Origin of the sequence: Patulibacter sp. NPDC049589, from assembly GCF_040675535.1 — a bacterium.
Taxonomy (GTDB): domain Bacteria; phylum Actinomycetota; class Thermoleophilia; order Solirubrobacterales; family Solirubrobacteraceae; genus Patulibacter.
The window spans coordinates 43,266-62,117 of the sequence record NZ_JBFAPC010000009.1 but is presented as its reverse complement, the minus strand read 5'-3'; the positions used below and the strand labels follow the sequence as shown (position 1 = coordinate 62,117).

General features: G+C 73.9%; 15 protein-coding genes. 3 read left to right on the top strand and 12 right to left on the bottom strand.

What is annotated here, in order from left to right:
* Both AB0L40_RS03105 and AB0L40_RS03100 read left to right on the top strand, forming a co-directional pair.
* Positions 1-494 (top strand): helix-turn-helix domain-containing protein (locus tag AB0L40_RS03105; protein ID WP_364349005.1); only part of this gene is annotated, 494 nt, incomplete at its 5' end.
* Complete coding sequence (locus AB0L40_RS03100) at positions 488-1,786, top strand: helix-turn-helix domain-containing protein (RefSeq protein WP_364349002.1); 1,299 nt, start codon at positions 488-490, stop codon at positions 1,784-1,786. The genes AB0L40_RS03105 and AB0L40_RS03100, both read left to right, overlap by 7 nt.
* Positions 1,787-1,870: 84 nt before the next feature.
* Here AB0L40_RS03100 and AB0L40_RS03095 read toward each other — a convergent pair whose 3' ends face one another.
* From AB0L40_RS03095 to AB0L40_RS03085, 3 genes are read right to left on the bottom strand one after another with little or no spacing between them, the layout of a single operon-like run.
* Entirely contained in the window at positions 1,871-3,109 is a 1,239-nt protein-coding gene (locus AB0L40_RS03095) for a helix-turn-helix domain-containing protein (RefSeq protein WP_364348999.1), read from the bottom strand.
* A gap of 54 nt (positions 3,110-3,163) precedes the next feature.
* The gene (locus AB0L40_RS03090; protein ID WP_364348996.1) at positions 3,164-4,588 is read right to left on the bottom strand and encodes an NAD(P)/FAD-dependent oxidoreductase; all 1,425 of its coding nucleotides are present in this window, start codon (positions 4,586-4,588) and stop codon (positions 3,164-3,166) included.
* A 49-nt stretch (positions 4,589-4,637) separates the two neighbouring features.
* Entirely contained in the window at positions 4,638-6,596 is a 1,959-nt protein-coding gene (locus AB0L40_RS03085; RefSeq protein ID WP_364348993.1) for a DUF3556 domain-containing protein, read from the bottom strand.
* Between the two features lie 181 nt (positions 6,597-6,777).
* Between AB0L40_RS03085 and AB0L40_RS03080 the strand changes: the two genes are divergently transcribed.
* Entirely contained in the window at positions 6,778-8,031 is a 1,254-nt protein-coding gene (locus AB0L40_RS03080) for a helix-turn-helix domain-containing protein (protein WP_364348990.1), read from the top strand.
* Between the two features lie 96 nt (positions 8,032-8,127).
* Here the strand turns inward: AB0L40_RS03080 and AB0L40_RS03075 are convergent, their stop codons facing one another.
* Genes AB0L40_RS03075 through AB0L40_RS03035 form a run of 9 tightly spaced genes read right to left on the bottom strand, consistent with a single transcriptional unit; the run spans position 8,128 to position 18,821 of the window.
* Positions 8,128-9,060, bottom strand: coding sequence for a hypothetical protein (locus AB0L40_RS03075; protein ID WP_364348987.1), 933 nt, complete (start codon positions 9,058-9,060; stop codon positions 8,128-8,130).
* The gene (locus AB0L40_RS03070; protein WP_364348984.1) at positions 9,057-10,409 is read right to left on the bottom strand and encodes an MlaD family protein; all 1,353 of its coding nucleotides are present in this window, start codon (positions 10,407-10,409) and stop codon (positions 9,057-9,059) included. Before AB0L40_RS03070 ends, AB0L40_RS03075 begins: the two co-directional genes overlap by 4 nt.
* Complete coding sequence (locus AB0L40_RS03065) at positions 10,406-11,671, bottom strand: MlaD family protein (protein WP_364348981.1); 1,266 nt, start codon at positions 11,669-11,671, stop codon at positions 10,406-10,408. Before AB0L40_RS03065 ends, AB0L40_RS03070 begins: the two co-directional genes overlap by 4 nt.
* Entirely contained in the window at positions 11,668-13,080 is a 1,413-nt protein-coding gene (locus AB0L40_RS03060; protein WP_364348978.1) for an MlaD family protein, read from the bottom strand. Before AB0L40_RS03060 ends, AB0L40_RS03065 begins: the two co-directional genes overlap by 4 nt.
* Entirely contained in the window at positions 13,077-14,375 is a 1,299-nt protein-coding gene (locus AB0L40_RS03055) for an MlaD family protein (protein ID WP_364348975.1), read from the bottom strand. The genes AB0L40_RS03060 and AB0L40_RS03055 overlap by 4 nt, the downstream gene beginning before the upstream one ends.
* Positions 14,372-15,781, bottom strand: a complete 1,410-nt coding sequence (locus AB0L40_RS03050) for an MlaD family protein (protein ID WP_364348972.1) — start codon at positions 15,779-15,781, stop codon at positions 14,372-14,374. The genes AB0L40_RS03055 and AB0L40_RS03050 overlap by 4 nt, the downstream gene beginning before the upstream one ends.
* Entirely contained in the window at positions 15,778-17,082 is a 1,305-nt protein-coding gene (locus AB0L40_RS03045) for an MlaD family protein (protein WP_364348969.1), read from the bottom strand. Before AB0L40_RS03045 ends, AB0L40_RS03050 begins: the two co-directional genes overlap by 4 nt.
* Before the next feature lie 21 nt (positions 17,083-17,103).
* Positions 17,104-17,958, bottom strand: coding sequence for an ABC transporter permease (locus AB0L40_RS03040; protein ID WP_364348966.1), 855 nt, complete (start codon positions 17,956-17,958; stop codon positions 17,104-17,106).
* A complete protein-coding gene (locus AB0L40_RS03035; protein ID WP_364348963.1) occupies positions 17,958-18,821 on the bottom strand; it encodes an ABC transporter permease in 864 nt (287 codons plus the stop codon). Before AB0L40_RS03035 ends, AB0L40_RS03040 begins: the two co-directional genes overlap by 1 nt.
* Positions 18,822-18,852 lie beyond the last annotated feature (31 nt).

Genomic DNA, 18,852 nt, shown 5'->3' with positions numbered 1-18,852 from the left:
CGGCGGGCGCCGACGCCGGGCTGCGCGGCATGCGCCTGGCCCGCGCCCGCGCCGGGCAGGTCGCCCGCGTGCACCGCGCGCTCGGTGACCAGCCGCGCGTCGTCTGCGACCAGGACGTCCGGCTGGAGACGCTGCTGCTCGACGACCCCGAGCGCGCCGACGGCTTCGTCCGCGCCGAGCTCGGGGCGCTCGCCGTCCGCGACGACCGCACCGCCCGACTGCGCGCGACGCTGCTGACGTGGCTGTCGACCGGCTCGCACGTGTCGACCGCCGCGACGCTCGGCGTCCACGAGCACACGGTCCGCAACCGCATCCGCGAGATCGAGGCGATCCTCGGCGTGCCGGTCGCCGGGCGCCGCGCCGAGCTCCAGGTCGCCCTGCGCCTGCACCGGATCTCCGCGGCCGCCGTCCTGCCGGGCGTGCCGGACGCGGGCGATCCGCGGATCGTCGGCCTGCGGCCCGTGAACGCAGCCGGCGGGGCCCTCCGGTGCTGACCTCCGACACGGCCGACCGGCCACCGGCGCGACCAGGCGCCGGGCCCTCGCCCGCCGTCCAGCGCGAGCTGCTCGCCGCGCTCACCGCCGACGGCGTGTCCCACGGGCGCCTGATGGCGACGTCGGTCCACGAGCGGATCCCCGAGCTCGGCGCCGTCCCCGAGCAGCGCGCGCTGTTCGCCGAGACCGAGGCCAGCTGCTCGGCGAACGTCACCGAGATCCTGCGGCTCCTGGAGTCCGGGCTGCCGATCGCCGAGGTCCAGGTCCCCGACGCCGCGCGCGACTATGCCGTCGGGCTCGTCCACCGGAGGATCCCGCTCGCGGTCCTGCTGCGCGCCTACCGCGTCGGGCAGAACCACCTGTGGACGACGTTCGCCGAGCGCCTGCGGACGTACCGCGGCGACGACCCCGCGACCGTCGGCGCGATGGAGGCGATCGCGGCGCTGCTCTTCGAGTACGTCGACCGCGTGTCCGACGAGCTCGCCGAGATCTACCAGCGCGAGCGCGACCAGTGGGTCCGCAGCGCGTCCGCCGTGCGGGTGGAGACCGTCCGCGAGCTGCTCGACGGCGGCGCGATCGACAGCGGCGTGGCGTCGCAGCGGCTCGTCTACGAGCTGCGCGGCCGGCACGTCGCGCTGATCGTGTCCGCCGACCCGTCGCCGGAGCAGATGCCGACGCCCGGCGCGCTCGAGCGCGCGGCCGCGACGGCCGCCGCGGTCGCCGGCTGTCGCGACCCGCTGCTCGTCCCCGTCGGCACGTCGGTCCTCTGGGCGTGGGCGTCGATCGGCGACCAGCCCGACGGCGCGGTCGTCGAGCGGCTGGAGGCGCACCGCCCCGACGGCGGCCTGCGCCTGGCGATCGGCCGCCCCGGCGCGGGCGTCGAGGGCTTCCGCGTCTCGCACGAGGAGGCCCAGCACGCGGCGGAGCTCTACGCCGGCGAGGCCGGACCGACCGTCTCGTACCGCTCGCTCGAGCTCTTGTCGCTGCTGACCGCGGACTTCGAGCGCAGCCGCCGCTTCGTCCGGCGCGAGCTCGGCCCGCTCGCGGCCACCGACGGCGCGACCGCCCGCCTGCGCGAGACCGCGCTCGCGTTCCTCGACCACGGCGGCAGTCACCTGGGCGCGGCGCAGGCGCTGCACCTGCACAAGAACACGGTCTACACCCGCGTCCGCCGGGCGGAGCGGGCGCTCGGCACGCCCGTCGTCCCCGGCCGAGCGGCGCTGCACGCGGCGCTCACGCTGGCCGTCGCGATGCCCGCCCGGGTGATCGCGGAGGCCGGCGCCGACGGCTGAGCCGGGCGCTCCCGGGCCGGGCGCGCTCCGGACGGCCCGCCCGGCGGACGCGCCCGGCGTCCCCGGACGACGGACCGCGTCCCGCTACCCCTCGTCCGGCGCCGTCCCCAGGATCTCGGCCGGCATCGCGACCGCGAGCCGGAGCGCGTCCTGCAGTGCGGCGTCGCCGACGAGGATCGGCCGGCCGAGCAGGCGCTCCGCGCGCCGCACCCGCGTGTAGACCGTGTTCTTGTGGAGGTGGTGGGCGTGGGCGGCGGCTATGTGGCTACCGCCGTGCTCGAGGAACGCCAGGGTCGTCTCGCGCAGGCGCGCGGTGCCGGCGCCCGGATCGCCGAGCGCGCCGAGCTGCCGGCGGACGAAGCGCCGCCCGCGCTCCGGGTCCGCCGTCAGCAGCGACAGCAGCTCGATCGCTCGGTAGGACGTCGGGCGGTCCGGCGGGCGCTTCGTGACGAGCGCGAGCTCCGCCGCGATCTGCGCCTCGGCGTGCCCGTCGCGGATGCCGTCGACGCCGCCGCCCGGGTGGCCAACGGCGATCCGGACGCCGGCGGGCGGGACGTGCGCCTCGGCCCGCGAGAGCACGTCGTCGTCGGACGCGTCGCCGAGCGCCGCCCAGCTCCAGAGCGTCGTGCTCCCGACCGGCACCAGCAACGTGTCCCGGGTGCCGACCGCGGCCGCGAACGCGAGCGCGGCCGCCTCGAGCGACGCCGACGCCCCCGTCCGGTCGTCACGGGTCACGAGGACCGCGAGGTGCCGGACCCGGAGCTCGTAGCCGAGCCGCCGCGACGCGACCTCCAGGTCGACGGCCCCGCCGGAGAGGATCTCGTTGACCGTGTCGTAACGGACCGCCGCGGCGCTGCGGACCCATCGCTCGAGCTCGTCCTGATACGCGACGGCGAGCTGATCGCTGAGCCGGTCGACGTACTCGAAGAGCAGGTTCTCGATCGTCGCCAGCGACTCCGTGGCGCCGGGGTCGTCGCCGGCGACGCCGCGCAGCCGGGCCGCGAACTCCTGCCACAGGTGGTTCTGGCCGACCCGGTAGCCGCGCAGGAGCACCGCCAGCGGGATCCGGCGGTGGACGAAGGTGACGACGTAGTCGCGCGCGACCGGCGGGACCTCGACCGCCTCCACGGGCAGGCCGCCCGTCAGGACCCGGAGGATCTCGGTGACGTTCGCGGTGCAGCTGGCCTCGGTGTCGGCGAAGAGCCCCGGGTCTGCGGCGAGCTCGGGGATCCGCTCGTGCAGCGCGAGCGCCATCCGGTGCCCGTGCCCGGCGTCGTCGGACGTCAGTGCGGCCAGGAGGTCGGAGCGGATCGGGGCGGTCATCGCGCGGGGGTCGAGCGTGGTGATCGGCACGGGGCGGACGGCGTCACGGACGAGCTACGCGACCGACACGCCGAGCCCGCGCAGTGCCGAGCGCGCCGCGTTGTAGCCGCACATGCCGTGCGCCCCGGCGCCGGGCGGGGTCGCGGCGGAGCAGATGAACAGGCCCGGGGCGCCGAGCGCGTAGGGGTCCAGTGCGGCGCGCGGCCGCAGGACCATCTGCCGGGGATCGTTGGAGCCGGTGACCGTGTCGCCCCCGACGTAGTTCAGGTTGTAGGCCTCCGTCTGGGCCACGCTGCGCACGTTGCGGCCGACGATGCGGTCGCGGAAGCCGGGCGCGAAGCGCTCGATCTGCGCCTCGATCGCGGCGGTCGCGTCGCCCGTCCAGCCGTGCGGCACGTGCGCGTAGGTGTAGAGCGGGTGGACGTCGCCGCTGGACCGCGTCGGGTCGGCGAGGTACTGCTGGCAGAGCAGGACGAACGGCCGCTCGGGCATCCGGCCGCGCTGGATCTCGCGCTCCGTCGTCGCGATCTCGTGCAGGTCGCCGCCGACGTGGACCGTGCCCGCGCGGCGGGTCGGCTCGTACGTCCACGGGACGCCCCCCTCCACCGCGAACTCGACCTTGAAGGTGCCGGGCCCGTGGCGGAAGCGCCGCAGCGCCCGGGCCACCCGCGGCGGGATCCGGGGGCCCGCGATGTCCGCGGCCGCCGCGGGGGCGACGTCGAGCATCACGACGTCGGGATCGCCGAGGTCCGCCAGCGACCGCACGCGGACGCCGGTCTCCAGGGTCGCTCCGTGCTCGCGCAACAGCGAGATCATCGCGCCGGTGATGGCCTGCGACCCGCCCTCGGCGACCGGCCAGCCGTAGGTGTGCGCGGCCGTCCCGAGCGCCACGCCGATCGCGGCGGACATCGGGCTGGAGAACGGCCGCAGCGCGTGCGCGGCGACGCCGGCGAAGAGCGCGCGGCCCTCGGGCGTCGACCAGCGGCGGGCGAGCACGCCCGCCGGCAGTCCCGAGTACGCGCCGAAGCGCGCCATCTTGATCGGGTGCGACGGCAGCCGCAGCATCGGCTGCGTGAAGTCGGAGGCGATGTCGTCGAAGCGCTCGTCGAGCTTGCCGAAGACCGCGCGCCACGCCTTGCCGTCCGGGCCGAGGCCGGCGGCGGTCTCCTCCACCGAGCGGACCGCCGCCGCGCCCCCGCCGCCGTCGAGCGGGTGCGCGTACTGGACCTCGGGCCACCGCCAGGTGAGCCCGTGGGCCTGCAGGTCGAAGCTGCGCGTGAACGCGTTGTCGACCGCGAGCGGGTGCGCGGCGGAGCACTCGTCGTGCAGCAGCCCGGGGAGCGTGAGCTCGCTGGTCCGGGTGCCCCCGCCCAGCCGGTCGGCGGCCTCCAGGACCGTGACCTCGACGCCCGCGGCGGCGAGGGTGAGGGCGGCGGCGAGCCCGTTGGGCCCGCTGCCGACCACCGTCGCCGTCGTCATGCGACCGCACCCACGGACGGGTCGGCGGTCGGTCCGTGGACGCGGTCGGTCATGCGGTGACGGGCTCCCCGCCGGTCGCGGGCTCGCCGGTCGCGGGCTCGCCGGACGGCGCGGCCTGCGGCGCCGGCACGGCCTGCGGGGTGCTGGCCCCGGCTCCGACCTGCCCGGTCCGCGACTGCCCCGCCTCGGCGCGCCGACGCTCCACGGCCTCGCCGGATCCGCCGCGGCCGCCGGGGTGGCTGACGCGCTGGTACCCGTCGAGCCGCCAGGTGACGTTCGTCGGGATCGGGCCGTCCGGCAGCCACGGCTGCGCGTCGACGCAGTCCTGGACCTTCCAGGTGCCGCGCTCGACGATGCCCACGGCGGCGTCGATGACGCGGTATTCCTGCTTCCCGTTGGCGTACGGCTCGGACTCGACCCAGACGACGATGAACTCGCCCGGCGAGAAGTCGCACCGGCGCTGCAGCGCCGCGATCAGGCGCTCGTCGTGCAGGTGGCCCTCGCCGAAGTTCCAGCCGACGACGGCGTTGCAGGCGAACTCCGCCTCCCGCAGGTCGTAGCGGTCGACGTCGTCGCCGAGGGTCTTGATCATCACCGAGTTCAGGCCGCGGCCCTGGCTGTGCAGGGAGCGCCAGCCGAGCAGCTGCTGGAGGACGACGGTGCCCTCGTCCTTGCCGTACTCGGCCTCGAGCTGGTCCTGCTGCATCAGGGACGCCTTCTTGACGTGGTCGTTGAGCTTCTGCTCCGCGCCCGGGGCCAGCGCCCACATGCCCGACGCCCAGTTGCCCGCGTACTGGCGCAGCGCCGGGAGGAACGAGATCTGGTCGGGCCGGATGTTGCCCCAGATCGGGAAGAGGACCATCCCGACGACCGTGAGGATCAGGAGGCCGGTGTCCATGTCGGCCAGTCCGTAGCCCTCGTTGGAGCCGTGGGAGAGGAAGAGGAACCCGATCAGGAACATGAACATGACGTTCCACTCGATCGGCGTCGCGAGCGGGAAGCAGCTGATGATGAAGACGCAGTAGCCGAGCATGATGATCGCCGCGATCACCGTGATCGTGTGGTTCGTCGAGAACAGCAGGATCAGCGGCACGACGATCTCGAACGCGGTGCCCGGGATCTCGGCGAGGAACTTCGCGCCCTTCGACGGCCGGAGGTCGTCCGGGAAGTTGCGGTAGTGCGCGCGCTTGATCGTCGTCGACGTCAGCCACGGCGTGTTGGAGACCATCGGCGGGATGACGTACGGGAAGTGCTTCGTGAGCTTCGAGAAGCCGGCGCCGACCCAGACCGCGACGATGAGGATCTTCGCCGCGATGACCATGTCGACGAACGGGAAGAACGCGAAGAAGATCAGGGCCGGCAGGTACTGCTCGGACCTCGCCGCCAGGAAGACGACCTTGTCGCGCAGGCCCATCAGGACCAGCAGCACGATGATCGGCATCACCGAGGCGGAGGCCATGAGCCCCTCGTTGTCGAGCCCGACGGCGCTCGTCAGCTCGCGGTCGAACTGCCCGGGGATCGCGATCGCCGCGATGTAGCTGGCGATCAGCAGCGTGTAGAGCGCGACGTCGAACGGCGTGCGCTCGTCGCCCTTCGTGAACGGCACCTTGTCCCCCCACGGCGGGAGGCGGATCGTCCCGACCCGGAAGTAGTGGCGGAAGCCGGCGGTGAACGGCTTGAAGTGGCCGGAGAGCGGGCCCCAGGAGCCGCCCATGCCGAGCGACTCGATGAGCAGCATCCAGACGATGAGCTTCTGCCAGACGATCGCCTGGTCGAACCACTCCGACGGCTTGAACGGGTTGAGGTCCGACGTCAGGGTGGCCGCGAGGATGCCGCAGCCGACCGTGAACAGGACCATCCGGAACAGGTAGATGAACGTGACGATCTTGGGCGCGCCGAAGCCGTACTCGGCCCAGTGCTGCGACAGCACCTTGAGCCGTTCGCGGTACGGCATGTGCAGGAACGTCGGCGGGTCGACGGGTGGGAAGTTGCCGGTGGTCAAGGGCATGGTGGGGCGCTCCTCGGTGGGGGTCGGTTCGGGGCCGCCGGCGCCGCGCTGCGGCGCGGGTCTCGGTCGGCTCTCTCGCTGGTCGCACCGTCGCACCGCGACCAGGGGCGAAACGGGTGCATCTGCCCACCGGTGTACGCCGCAAGGGAGCGGTCGCCCACCCCGCGGCTAGTATCGGGAGGTGATCGCCGCGCAACGCTGGGAACCGCCCTCACCGGCCGCCGCGCGGCAGATCCGCGGCGTGGCCCGGCGCATGCTCGCCGACTTCGACGCGCTGCTCTCCGCGGCCAACGAGGCGATCCTCGACTCCTCCCCCGTCCTGGCCGACGACCCGGTGCTGGCGGCCCAGACGCGGGCCAGCACCGGGGCGAACCTGCGGCGCTGGATCGCGTCGACGATCGACCGCCCGGACGCCCCCGCCGGCGTCGACGTGCCGCCGGAGGCGCTCGACCTCGCGCGCGAGATGACCCGCCGCGGGACCGATCGGGACAGCCTGCTGACCGCGTACCGGCAGGGCCAGAACGTCGCCTGGCGGACGTGGATGCGGTGCGCCCAGGAGGAGGGCCTCGACGGGGACGGCCTGGTCGCCGCCCTGGACTACGGCTCGCGGTCGCTGTTCGGCTTCGTCGACGGGATCCTCAGCGGCCTCGCGGCGCAGATGGACGCCGAGCGCGACGCGCTGATCGGCGGCGTCGTGGCCCGGCGGCGCGAGGCCGTCCTGCTGATCCTCGACGGCGCGCCGATCACCCAGGCCCGGGCCGCCGCGCGGATCGGCTACGAGCTGGCCGGCCACCACACCGCGCTCGTGCTCTGGGCGTCCGACGGCGCGGTCGCGGCGGGCGAGTTGGAGCACGCGGCCGGCGTCGTCTCGCACGGCATCGGCGGCGGGCGGCCGTTCACCGTCGCCACCGGCTCGGCGCTGTGGGCGTGGACGTCGAACGCCACGCCCGACCCCGAGCGCGTCCGCGCGATGGCCGGCGACGTGCCCGACGGCATCGCCGTGGCGGTCGGCTCGTCGCTGCCGGGCCTGACGGGCTTCCGCGACAGCCACCGCGAGGCCGTCGCGACGCAACGCCTGCTGATGCGCGGCACCGACGGGCCGCGCGCGATCACCTACGCCGAGGTCCGCGTCGCGTCGCTGGCGCTGCAGGACGAGGACCGCGCCCGCGCGTTCGTCGCCGCGGCGCGCGGCGCCCGGGCCGGCGCCGACGCGGAGCTGCGCGAGACGGTGCGGGTCTACCTGCGCGAGGACTCCAGCGCCCCGCGCGCCGCGACGCTGCTGCACACCCACCGCAACACGGTGCTCAAGCGCCTGGCCCGCGCCGACCGCCTGCTGCCGCAGCCGCTGGCCGGCCGCGGGCTGGAGGTCCACCTGGCGCTCGAGCTCGAGCGCTGGCTCGCGCCGGCCGGGTCGCGGGGGACCGACCTGCGCTGAGGCCGGGATGCCCGCCCCGGGCGCCCCGGACCGCGGCGTCGCCGACCGCGCGGGCGGGCGACGTGGCGGCGGCGACCGTCGCCGCTTCCGCGGCGCTCAGCCCCCGGCGTGCGGCTGGTGCCGCGTGCCCCGCGCGTCGGCCGTCAGCTCGGCCTCCGCGGCGCGCGCGGCCTCCGGCGCCTCGCCGGCCGTGCCCGAGCGCCACACGTCGACGACGTCCTGCAGCGCCCCGGCGGCCGCCAGCAGCGCGGCGGCGTCGGCGCCCGGCGGATCCGGCACCCGGGACAGCGCCGCGCGCGCCCGCGGGTCGAGCTCCTGCTCCAGCAGCCGGCGTCCGGCCTCCAGCGCCGCGAGCGCGGAGTGCCGGCGCCCGTGGTTGGCCTCGCGGACGGCGAAGCCGACGAGCTCCTCGCCCTCCAGGAGCGGCAGGCCCCCGGTGAGCGCCAGGCCGGTGACCTCGCCCGGTCGCGCGCGCTGCGACGCGTTGGCGCGGGCGCGGCGGGTGCCGAGCGCGTCGATCTGCTCGCCCGCAGCGCCGGTGGCCAGCGCGTCCGCGGAGCCGTGGCCGACGACCGCCCAGAGCAGGTCGTCGACGGTCACCTCGACGGTGTAGGGATCGCGGTGGACCAGGCGGTGGGCCTGCAGCGCGCGGTTGATCGCGGTCAGCGCCGCGCCGACCCACTGCCGGGGCTCGGCGCCGTCGCGGCGCCATCCCTCGAGGATCGCGGCGGCCCGGGCGGGCTCCAGCGGCTCGCTCGCGCGCACGAGGGTCACGACGGTCCGCGTCCCCGCGGGGTCCGGCGACCGGCGCTTCCGCTTCGGCGCGCCGCGCGAGGGGTCGACCGGGTCGACGTCCGCGAGCTCGAGGACGTCAGCGCCGCCCTGGATGCGCTCGACGCCGGTGACCCGGTCCGGGTCCGCGCCGGACGGGCCGGCGGCGATCACGTGCCGTCCGGCGGCGAGCGGCAGCGGGCGGTCGAGTCCCAGCCGCACGTAGGCCAGCTGCGTCGTCCCGCCGCGGTCGCTCACGGCTTCGCCCCGGTCAGCGCGCTCGGGTCCGCCCGCAGTTGCGGCGGTGTGCCCTGCAGCGCCTTGGGGTCCTTCCGCGACCCGGGGTCCGGGTAGGCGTTGAAGCCGATCCCGCGGGTCTTCGTGAGGCCGCCGAGCGTCAGCACCTGCTGGACCGCGTCGTAGACCTCCTTCGGGAGCCCGTTGACGGTGCGGTCGTCGACGATCGCGTGGACGCGGCCGAGCTGGCTGGAGACGTCGCGCGTGCCGATCGCCGAGCCGAGGTTGGCCCAGACCGTCCCGAGCTCCGTCGCGTGCGGCTTCAGGTAGCGCAGCGCGGGGTTCGTCTCGCGCAGCAGGCCGTCCAGCGCCGGGATCGCGGTCTTCGTCTCGCCGCTGAAGTCCTTGAGCTTCGCGAGCATCGGCTCGGCCTGCTTCGAGACCGAGGGCAGCACGTCGAACAGCTCGCGGCCCGCGTTCGTCGACGACTCCAGGCGCTTGGTGACCGCCGGCAGCGCGGCCATCGCGACGCGCAGGTCCGCCGCGACCGGCGTGCTGCGGCGCGACACGCGGCCCAGGCGGGTCGAGGTCTCGCGCAGCTGCCGCAGGGTGTCGGGCAGCTGGCGCAGGGTCGCGCCGATCTGCGCGTCGCGCGACGCCGCCGCGGCCGCCGTCTGCTGCGCCTGGACCGCGAGGTTGCGGACGTCCGCGGTGCGGCTGGCGAACGCCTGCAACACCTTGCCGGACTGGTCGATCATCTTCGCCAGCTCCGGGCGCTGGTCGTCCAGCAGGTCGCTGAGCTGCCGCACGCCCTTCAGCGTGACCGGCGTGACGGCGAACAGGCGGCTGAGCTGCGCGCCCCGCTCGCCGACGCCGCCGCCGAGCGCGTCGAGGTTCTTCTGGATCGCCGCGCGGGTCGGCTTGTCGAGGCCCGAGAGGATCTGGTCCAGCTGCACGGCCTCGCCGGCCTGGGTCAGCGGGATCGTCCCGTTGTCGCCGAGCGGCCCGGCCTTCGGGGTGCCCGGGTCGAGATCGACGTAGTTCTCGCCGACGAGCGTCTTGGTCCGGATCTTGACCGTGGCGTCCTTGTAGAGCGGCCCCTGGTCCTTGTTGACGGTGAACTGCACGAGCCCGACCGACCCGCGGTTCTGCACGTCGCGGACCTTGCCGACGGTGACGCCGGCCCGGCGGACGTCGGCGTTCTTGACGAGCTGGAAGGCCGTGGGGACGAGCGCCTGGGCGCGCTCCCCCTCGTCCGTGCCGGGCAGGTCGCCGCCCGCCTTGACGAAGAGCCAGCCGAAGACGCCCAGGCAGGCGATCGTGAAGATCGCGATGGTCAGCAGCTTGCCGACCCGGTGCTCGATCCTCATCGGGTGCTCCCCCCTTGGGTGCAGGTCTTGTCGCGCCGCAGGTTCGGGTCCTTGACGAGCCCGAGCGAGAAGGCGGGGGCGCCGAGCACGAGCTCACCGCGGGGCCACGCACCGTTGGCGTCGTAGAACTTCAGGACCGACAGGGTCCACTGGAAGAACTTCGTGGTGGTCAGGCGGCACGGCACGAGGTCGGCCGTCGCCCGGTCCAGCCGCGGCGCCGTCGGCGCGAGCTGGTCGAACGCGTCCTTCAGCGCGTCGGTGGTCGCCGGCAGCGACGTCGCGAGCGGTCGCAGGTCCTTCGCGGCGGGCCGCAGCGCGTTCAGCGACGGGGTCGCGTCGCCGCTCAGGCCCTTGAGCGCGTCGAGGCCGGTCTGCAGCTTGTCGGCGACCGGCCGCAGCGAGGCCAGGGCGGGATCGACCTGGGTCTCGGCGTCGCGCAGCGTGGCGAACGAGCTGCGCATCCTGGCCAGCGTGTCCGGCAGCTCCGCGAGCGTCGACGCGAGCGTCTGGTCGTGGGCCGCGAGCTCCGCGACGGTCGTGTGGCCGTCCCGGACCAGGCGCGTGAGCTGCTGGTCGCGGGTGTTGACCGCGGCCGTCAGGCGCCCGAGGTTGTCGACGACCCGCGCGATCTCGCGCCGCCGGTCGGTCATCGCGCCCGTCAGCCGGTCGGCGGTCCGCAGGAACGGCGCCAGGGCGGCGAACGCCGCACGGAGCTCCTCGCCGTGGCCGCCGACGCCCTCGCCGAAGTCGTCGGTCAGCGCCGCCAGGCGGGCCCGCGTGTCGGTGTCGAAGGTGTTGAGGACCTGCGAGATGTCCACGGGGACCTCGCTGCGCTGCATGCCCAGCACGTCGTCCTTGCCGAGCTCCCCGGCCGTCTTCGTCCCGCGGGAGACGATCGACACGTACATGTCCTGCAGCGGGGTGACCGGGCGCAGGCTCAGTCGTGCGTTCTTGTAGAGCTTGCCGTACTTGTCGTCCAGCGACAGGGTCAGGACGGCGTTCTTGCCGCGGACCTTCGCCTTGCTGATCAGGCCGACCTTCACGCCGGCGATGCGGACCTGCTGCTGGCCCGGGCGGACGCCCTTGACGTCCTGGAAGGCCACCTGGTACTTGCGGGTGGCCTGCCAGGGCCACTGCGCCTCCTGCTTGTGGAACATGTACCAGGCCGCGTACGCCGCGAGGCCGACGAGGACCAGCAGGATCAGGAAGGGTCGCCGCGCGCGCTTGAGCTCGAGCGCGAGGCGTTCGCCGTTGAAGCTCATCGGTCGCTCCCCTTCCGGACGATGCTCCGGCTGTCCGGCCGCGGCGGGTCGTCGGGGTAGTCGCCCGACGGCGGCAGCGGCGCGCCGCTCAGGGCCCTGACGAGGTCCCCGAGCGCGTCGCAGTTGATCTTGTTCTCCGGGCTGGCGGCCGGGTCCGTGAGCCGCAGCGTGCACGGCAGCGTCTGGAACGTCCGCTCGTCCGGCGCGGTCTGGAAGTTCATCATGAAGCCGTTGGCGTCGAACGACGACGCGGCCGAGTCCAGGGCGCTGAAGAACGGGCCGATGGCCTCCGACAGCTTGAGGTTCGTGCCCGGGTCCTTCTGGTTCAGCCAAGGCAGCAGGGTGGAGTTCGTGCGGTCGACCGTCGGCTGCAGCGCCTTGATCGTGGTGATGCCGGGGTCGACGATGGTCGACAGCCGCGAGACCGCCGGCCGCAGCGAGCGCAGCGTGGGCTCCGCGTCGTCCAGGACCGCGTCGAGGCTGGCGAGCGCCGGTCGGGCGGCGTCCGCCGCGGAGGGCAGCGCCCGGGCGCCGGGCAGCAGGTCCTTCGCGGTCGGGTCGAGCTCGTCGAGCGTGCCGCGGACGCGAGCGAGCGTCAGCCGGGTGTCGTCCATCGTGGACGGCGCCTGGTCCAGCAGCGAGCCGACGTCGTCGCGCCGAGCGGCCGTCACGCCGAGCGCGACGCGCCCGTCGTCGACGAGACCGGCGAGGTCGTCGTCCGACGCCGACAGGGCGCCCATCGTCCGGCTCGTCTGGCGGACGAGGGTCGTGAGGTTGCCGGGGTCCGAGCCGCGGAGCGCCCCGACCCCCGTGCGGATGTTCTTCAGCGCCGGCCCCGCGGCGTCGATCGCGGCCTGGATCTCCTTCGGGTCCTTGGTGCCGGCGTCGAACGCGGCGATGGCCTCCTGCACCGAGCGGCGCTGGGTGCGCCCGAGCGGCTGCATCGCCTGGTCGGCCTCCGTCTGGACGCCGGTCCGCGCGAGCGGGATGCCGTCGCCGCCGAGCTTCGGCTTCCCGGGCGTGCCGGGATCGAGGTCGATGTACATGTTGCGTCCGAGGACGGTGCGCCAGAGGATCGACGCGCGGGCGTCGGCCCGCAGGTCGATGTCCTGGTCGTCCTTGATCCGCATCGTCACGAGCGCCCCGCGGCGGCCGCGCTCGCGCTGCACCTTCTCGACGGAGCCGACGTCGACGCCGGCGACGCGGACGACGGTGCCGCCCTGGACCTGCGTGGCGTTCGCGAAGCGGGCCTGTACCTCGGTGCCGCCCTTGGGCAGGAACGGGATCGAGCGGGAGTACCCGGCCCACAGCACGAGGACCACGAGGGCGAGCAGGATGACGCCGTTGCGCAGCGGGCGCTGCCGGTGCATCCCCGGCACGTAGGCGAAGCGGTCGCGGAAGCGGCTCATCGGTGGTTCCTCGCGTCCTGCTCCACGGTGCACGGGGCGGGGTAGGGGTTGTCGACCACGAGCGGCGACCGGATGGTGGGCCCGGTGATGCTCTCCTCGCTGGCGAGCACCACGAGCCGGAGGGCGTTGATGGTGCCGATGTCCTTGTCGCCGCCGGGGACGCCCTGGCCGAGCATGCTGCTCCAGTTCTTGGCGAACAGCGCGACGTCGCAGCCGTGGGCGCCGACGCGGTCCACGAGCGGCAGGCTCGAGGCCAGCCCGCTGCGGAACGACGGCAGGACGGGGTCGGTCTCGCCGAGCAGCCCGAGGACCGGATCGACCGCCGCCTGGGCCTTGGCCAGGGTGGTGCGGGCGCTCTGCAGGCCCGCCGGCGACTCGCGGATCAGCCGGCTCGTGGCGCGCAGGCCGGCCGGGGCGGGCTCCAGCGCGGGGACCGCCGTGCGCGACAGGGCGCGGATCTCGCGCAGGAACGGCTCGGCGTCGGCCAGGCCCGCGCGGGCCGCGGCCAGCGAGGACGGCGCCTCGTTCAGGGACGAGCCGAGGTCGTCGCCGGCGTCGGCGAACGCCTGGAGCGCCTTCGCCCCGTCGCCGAACCCGCGGCGGATGGTCTCGCGCACCGGGTCGGCCGCGGTGGCCGCGCCGTCGGCGCCGCGGACGAACCCGCGCACCGCGTCGCGACGGGCGTTGATCGGCGCGGCGATCTCCTTCAGCGCCCGCAGGCCCTGGGGCCCGTCGTCGAGCAGCTTCTGGATGTCCTCGCCGCGGCCGAGCACGCCGGTGCCCAGACCGTTGGCGAGCTCCTGGGCCTTCGCCCGCCGCTTGCTGTCGAAGGTGTTGAACGTCGTGTCGAGCTCGGTCGACGCCGAGGTCTGGCTGGACGGGATCAGGTCGCCGTCCTTCAGCGGCCGGCCCTTCGTGCCCGGGGACAGCTCGACGAAGCGCACGCCGATCGGGGACCGCGGGCGCACGCGCAGCGTCGTGTCCGAGCGCAGCGGCGCGACGTCCGGCTTGAGCTGCAGGTCGACGACGGCCTTGCCGTGCTCGACCCGCGGCCGCAGGACCTGGCCGACGTCGCGACCGGCGATCCGCACCTGGTAGTGGGCGGTCAGGTTGTCCGCGTTCTCGAACGCGGCCTTCACCGTCAGGTACTTGCGACCCGGGATGCTGTTCGGCGCGTTGTAGCCGATGAGGAACATGAGCACCACGGCCCCGATCCCCGCCAGGCCGATGGCCCAGAGGGTGGGACGCGAGAAGCTCCTGCTGGCCGCGCGGCCGGTGTGGCGGGGGCGTCTCATGGGTTCACCAGCCGGTTGAGGCGGTCGAGGACCGTCGGGATCAGGCCGCGGGGCTTCTCGGGCTCCGCGGCGGCGGGCGACGGCGTGGTCGCCGCCGGCGGGGCCGCCGTGGTCGTGGGGGCGGTGCCGGTCGTGGTCCCGGGGGACGACGGCTTGGTCTTCAGCTCCATACCGTCCGCGCCCGGCGACGGGCCGGTGTCCTGCGGCCGGTCGATCTGCTCGCCGCCCTGGGCGATCTTGGACGTCAGCAGCTTCAGCAGCTCGGGCGTCACGACCGCCTCGGTGCGGAACAGGTGCCCGGCGTTGTCGCGGGTCTGGATCGTGCGCGTCCAGCCCTCCATCATCCGCAGCAGCGGGTTGGTCTGGGAGTCGAGGGTGCGGCTCAGCGGGTCGAAGACCGTCGAGAACCGCTGGAGCTCGCGGGCGGGCAGCCGCAGCCGGGTGACGATCGGGGTGCCCTGACGCCCCAGGCGCGAGAGGTCGGGGGACGCGGCCTTCACCGTCGCCAGCGTGGGCTTCGCGTTCTTCTCCAGCGTGGGCAGGCGGTCCAGCGCGTCGGTCAGCGACGGCGCCGTGCGGCGGATCTCGGCCGCGGCGGGCTTCAGCCGCCGGCTCGCGCCGTCGAGCGTGGTCAGCGTCGCCTGCAGCTGCCGCAGTGTCGTCGGTGCCTGGTCGATGCTCTCGCCGAGCTTCTGCCGGTTCTTCGCCGTCACCGCGAGCGCCTGCTGGCCGGAGTTCACGAGGTCGGCGAGCTGGTCGCCGCCGTTCGCGAACGACTGCAGGACGCGGTCGCCGGTGGACGCGAGGCGCTTGAGCCGGGTCGTGTCGTCCGCGAAGTCGGCCAGCAGCTGCTGCCCCTCCCGCAGCGACGAGGGCATGCGGTCCAGGAGCGCGTTGAAGTCCGAGCCGCGGCCGCGCAGGCCGACGCCGGCCTCGTTGATCAGGACGCGCAGCCGCCCGCGGGTCGTCGGGTCGAGGGTGTCGATCACCTGGTCGAGCTCGACGGGCGCGTCGGTGCGGGCGAGCGGGATCGTGACCCCGGTGGTGACCGGCTTGCGCAGGTCGCCCGGGCGCAGGTCCACGTACTTCTCGCCGAGCAGGTTGACCGGGCGGGCGTCGGCGGTGGCGCCGGCCCCGATCGGCACCGCGCCGTCCCGGAGCTTCATGGTCACCATCGCGGTGTCCCGGGAGGTCAGGTCGATCTTCGTGATCCGGCCGCCGGGGACGCCGCCGATCTTCACGTCGGAGTTCTTGCGCAGGCCGGACGTGTCCTGGAACTCTGCGCGGACGACGTAGCCGTCGTCCTCGCCGCCGGTGACGGCGAGGAACAGGACGACGGCGGCGACGAGCACCAGCGCCGCGACGGCGAGCAGCCGCGGCGTCGCGTGGCGAGCGGTCCGATTCATGGCTTCTCCGGATCCTTCGACGCGTCCAGCGCGTCCTTCGTGACGCCGCAGGAGGCGTCGAACCAGGGCTTCCCGGCGTTCAGTCCGGGGGGCCGCGGCATCGCGTAGCGGTTGTCGGTGCCGGGGATCTCGTTGATGAACTCGGAGCTCGGGAGGAGGCCGTTCGCGGACGTGATGCCCTCCTTGATCTTGATCCGGGCGTAGTGCGAGGTGTTGTCGTAGTTCTTCGACCAGCCACCCCACGTCTGCGCCCAGCCGGCGATCTCCGGGGTGTAGTTGCGGACGCAGTGGACGACCGGTGCGAGGCCGTCCAGCGCCTTCGTCGCGGGCGCCATGAACGGCGTCGCGACGTCGAGCAGCGAGGAGACCCGCGGCGACACCGTGCGGACGGTCTTCAGGGTGCGCACCGCGACGGGCGCGACGTCCTGGAGCCGGACCAGCGCGGGGCCGGCGGTCTTCGCGAGCGCCGGCAGCTTCTGCGCGCCGGGGCGGACCGTCTGCATCAGCGTGTCGATCCGGTCGAGGCTGCCGTCGGCGCGCGCCAGCGTCTGGCCGGTGTCCTTCAGCATCGGCGCGAAGCGGTCCAGCGACTGCGTGATCCGGACCGTCCGGCGGCCGAACGCGTCGAACGTGCCGCTCGCGGCGGTGACGAGGTCGGAGACGACCTCCTGGCGCTGCGCCAGCGTCTGCGTGACGACGTCGCCGTTGCGCACCAGCGCCTTCAGCGCGGAGCCGTCGGCCAGCAGGTCGGCGAGGACGTCGGACGTCGCGTCGAGCGCGCCCGGCGCGTGCCGCAGCGCCTGGCTGATCTGGACGTCGCGGTCCTTCGTCGCCTCGGCGGAGCCGTCCAGCGCGGCGCGGAGCCGGCGCCGGGTCTTCGCGCTCAGGGTGTTGAAGACGTCGTCGAACTCCACCGGGGTGGTGGTGTCCGCGCGGGTGATGATGCCGTCCTCGGGGATCGGCGGCGCGTTCTCCGGGCCCGGCGTCAGCGCGACGTTGCGCGTGCCGTTGCCGATCGTCGTGCCGAAGCGGATCTCGGCGGTCGTGCCGCGGCGCAGCGGCCACGCGCTCTCGTCGTTGATGCCGAGGTCGACCAGGGCCTGGCCGTCCTCGTACTTCACCTTCTGGACCTTGCCGACGTCGACGCCGTCGATCTGGACGTCGAGGCCGGGGACGACGCTGACGGCCGAGGAGAACGCGGCCCGGACCGTGTGCGCCTGTGAGCGCGTCTGCAGCGCCCACACCGCGAAGGCGACGAGCAGTGCGACGACGATGAGCGCCCAGGGGCGGTCGAGGACCAACCTGCGAATGGCGTGCACGACTCAGCCCCCGACCGGAGACGCCGGGTTCAGACCCCAGAACACCATGGTCAGCACCGACCCGATGACGTGGATCAGGACCAGGTTGAGGATCATCGAGCGGGCCGTCGCCGTGCCGACGCCGACCGGGCCCCCCTTGGCGGTGTAGCCGTAGTACATCGCCACGAGGACGATCACCAGGCCCATCGCCATGATCTTGATCTCGGAGTAGAGGACGTCGATCGGTCTGAGGAAGGCCCAGTGGACCCCTTCCCAGCCGCCCAGCGAGACCTCCTTGATCTGGTCGGTGATGATCACCTGGTCGGCGAGGTTGTGGAACGCCAGGCCGACGAGGTACATCATCGGGAACGCGATGATGCAGGCCATCAGGCGCGTGGCGACGACGTAGCGCATCGGGTTGATGCCGAGCGACTCCATGGCGTCGAACTCGTTGTTGATCCGCATGGATCCGAGCTCGGCGACGAGGCCGCAGCCGACCTTCGCGGAGATGATGTAGCCCCACATGTACGGGCCCATCTCGCGGACGCCGCACCAGGCCGTGAACACGCCGGAGTACGCGGACGCGCCGTAGCCGCGCAGCACGTAGTTGGCCTCGGTGGCGCACTGCATGCCGATGACGAACTGCATGACCGCCACGACCGCCAGCGAGCCGGTGATCAGGATTCCGGTCTGCCGGAGGATCTCGGCCGAGTAGCGGAAGACGCCGCGCAGCTCGAGGATCGCGCGCCCGGAGAACTGGGCGAGCTCGCCGGCCTCCTTGAGGACGCCGCGGACGGGGCCGGTCAGGCCCTCGCGGAAGCGGCTCGGTGCGGTGGGCCGCCGGACGACGGGGTCGCCGGCGAGCGAGGGGGCCGACATCAGTGGAGGTTCCCGGTCTCGGGGAAGGCCGCGAGCATCGTCGTCGTGAAGACGAAGTTGAACGCCCAGATGCCGACGAACGACAGGACCACGGCCTGGTTGACCGCTCTGCCGACGCCCTCGGCGCCGCCCTTGACCGTCATGCCCTTGTAGCAGCAGACGACCGCGACGATGAAGCCGAAGAGGCTGGTCTTGATGACGCTGCCCAGCAGGTCCGGGAGCGTGAAGTTGGAGCTGAAGGTGCCGAGGTAGCCGGCGGACGTGTCGCCGAAGACCGCGACCGCGGCGATCCAGCCGCCGACGAGGCCGAAGACGATGGCGACCAGGTTCATCAGCGCGGTCACGAGGCCGAGCGCGAGGAAGCGCGGGACGACGATCGTGCGGACCGGGTCCATGCCGAGGACGGCGAGGGCGTCGAGCTCCTGGCGGACCTTGCGGGCGCCGAGGTCCGCGCAGATCGCGGTGCCGCCGACGCCGGCGATGACCATGCCGTTGATCCACGGCGCGAACTCGCGCACGGACGCCATCACGAAGAACGCGCCGAGGCGGTCCACCGTGCCCAGGATGTAGGTGATGTTGCCGCCCTGGATGCCGGGCGCACCGAGGCCGAAGAACGTCGTCGAGATCACGACCGGGATGAAGCACCGCCGGATGATCAGGAACGTCTGCTCGATGAACTCGTCGCGCCAGACGAACGGGCGCGTGACGGACGCGCGCGCGGCCTGCCCGACGAGCAGGATCATCGCGGCGATCTCCTCGAGGACGGCCGCCAGGCCCTTGCTGGCCTTCTTGTCCGGCGGCGGCGAGGACGGCTCGACGGGCGTCTGCGGCAGTGCCGGGGGACTCAGGGTCGCGGTGTCCATCAGACGGCCCTCCTCTCGGTGCGGGGTCGCC

What these genes read in the sequence shown, in the direction of transcription:
- AB0L40_RS03095 (WP_364348999.1), bottom strand. Translation starts at nt 3,109, where the DNA reads ATGACCGCCCCGATCCGCTCCGACCTCCTGGCCGCACTGACGTCCGAC.
- AB0L40_RS03090 (WP_364348996.1), bottom strand. Translation starts at nt 4,588, where the DNA reads ATGACGACGGCGACGGTGGTCGGCAGCGGGCCCAACGGGCTCGCCGCC.
- AB0L40_RS03085 (WP_364348993.1), bottom strand. Translation starts at nt 6,596, where the DNA reads ATGCCCTTGACCACCGGCAACTTCCCACCCGTCGACCCGCCGACGTTC.
- AB0L40_RS03070 (WP_364348984.1), bottom strand. Translation starts at nt 10,409, where the DNA reads ATGAGGATCGAGCACCGGGTCGGCAAGCTGCTGACCATCGCGATCTTC.
- AB0L40_RS03065 (WP_364348981.1), bottom strand. Translation starts at nt 11,671, where the DNA reads ATGAGCTTCAACGGCGAACGCCTCGCGCTCGAGCTCAAGCGCGCGCGG.
- AB0L40_RS03060 (WP_364348978.1), bottom strand. Translation starts at nt 13,080, where the DNA reads ATGAGCCGCTTCCGCGACCGCTTCGCCTACGTGCCGGGGATGCACCGG.
- AB0L40_RS03055 (WP_364348975.1), bottom strand. Translation starts at nt 14,375, where the DNA reads ATGAGACGCCCCCGCCACACCGGCCGCGCGGCCAGCAGGAGCTTCTCG.
- AB0L40_RS03050 (WP_364348972.1), bottom strand. Translation starts at nt 15,781, where the DNA reads ATGAATCGGACCGCTCGCCACGCGACGCCGCGGCTGCTCGCCGTCGCG.
- AB0L40_RS03040 (WP_364348966.1), bottom strand. Translation starts at nt 17,958, where the DNA reads ATGTCGGCCCCCTCGCTCGCCGGCGACCCCGTCGTCCGGCGGCCCACC.
- AB0L40_RS03035 (WP_364348963.1), bottom strand. Translation starts at nt 18,821, where the DNA reads ATGGACACCGCGACCCTGAGTCCCCCGGCACTGCCGCAGACGCCCGTC.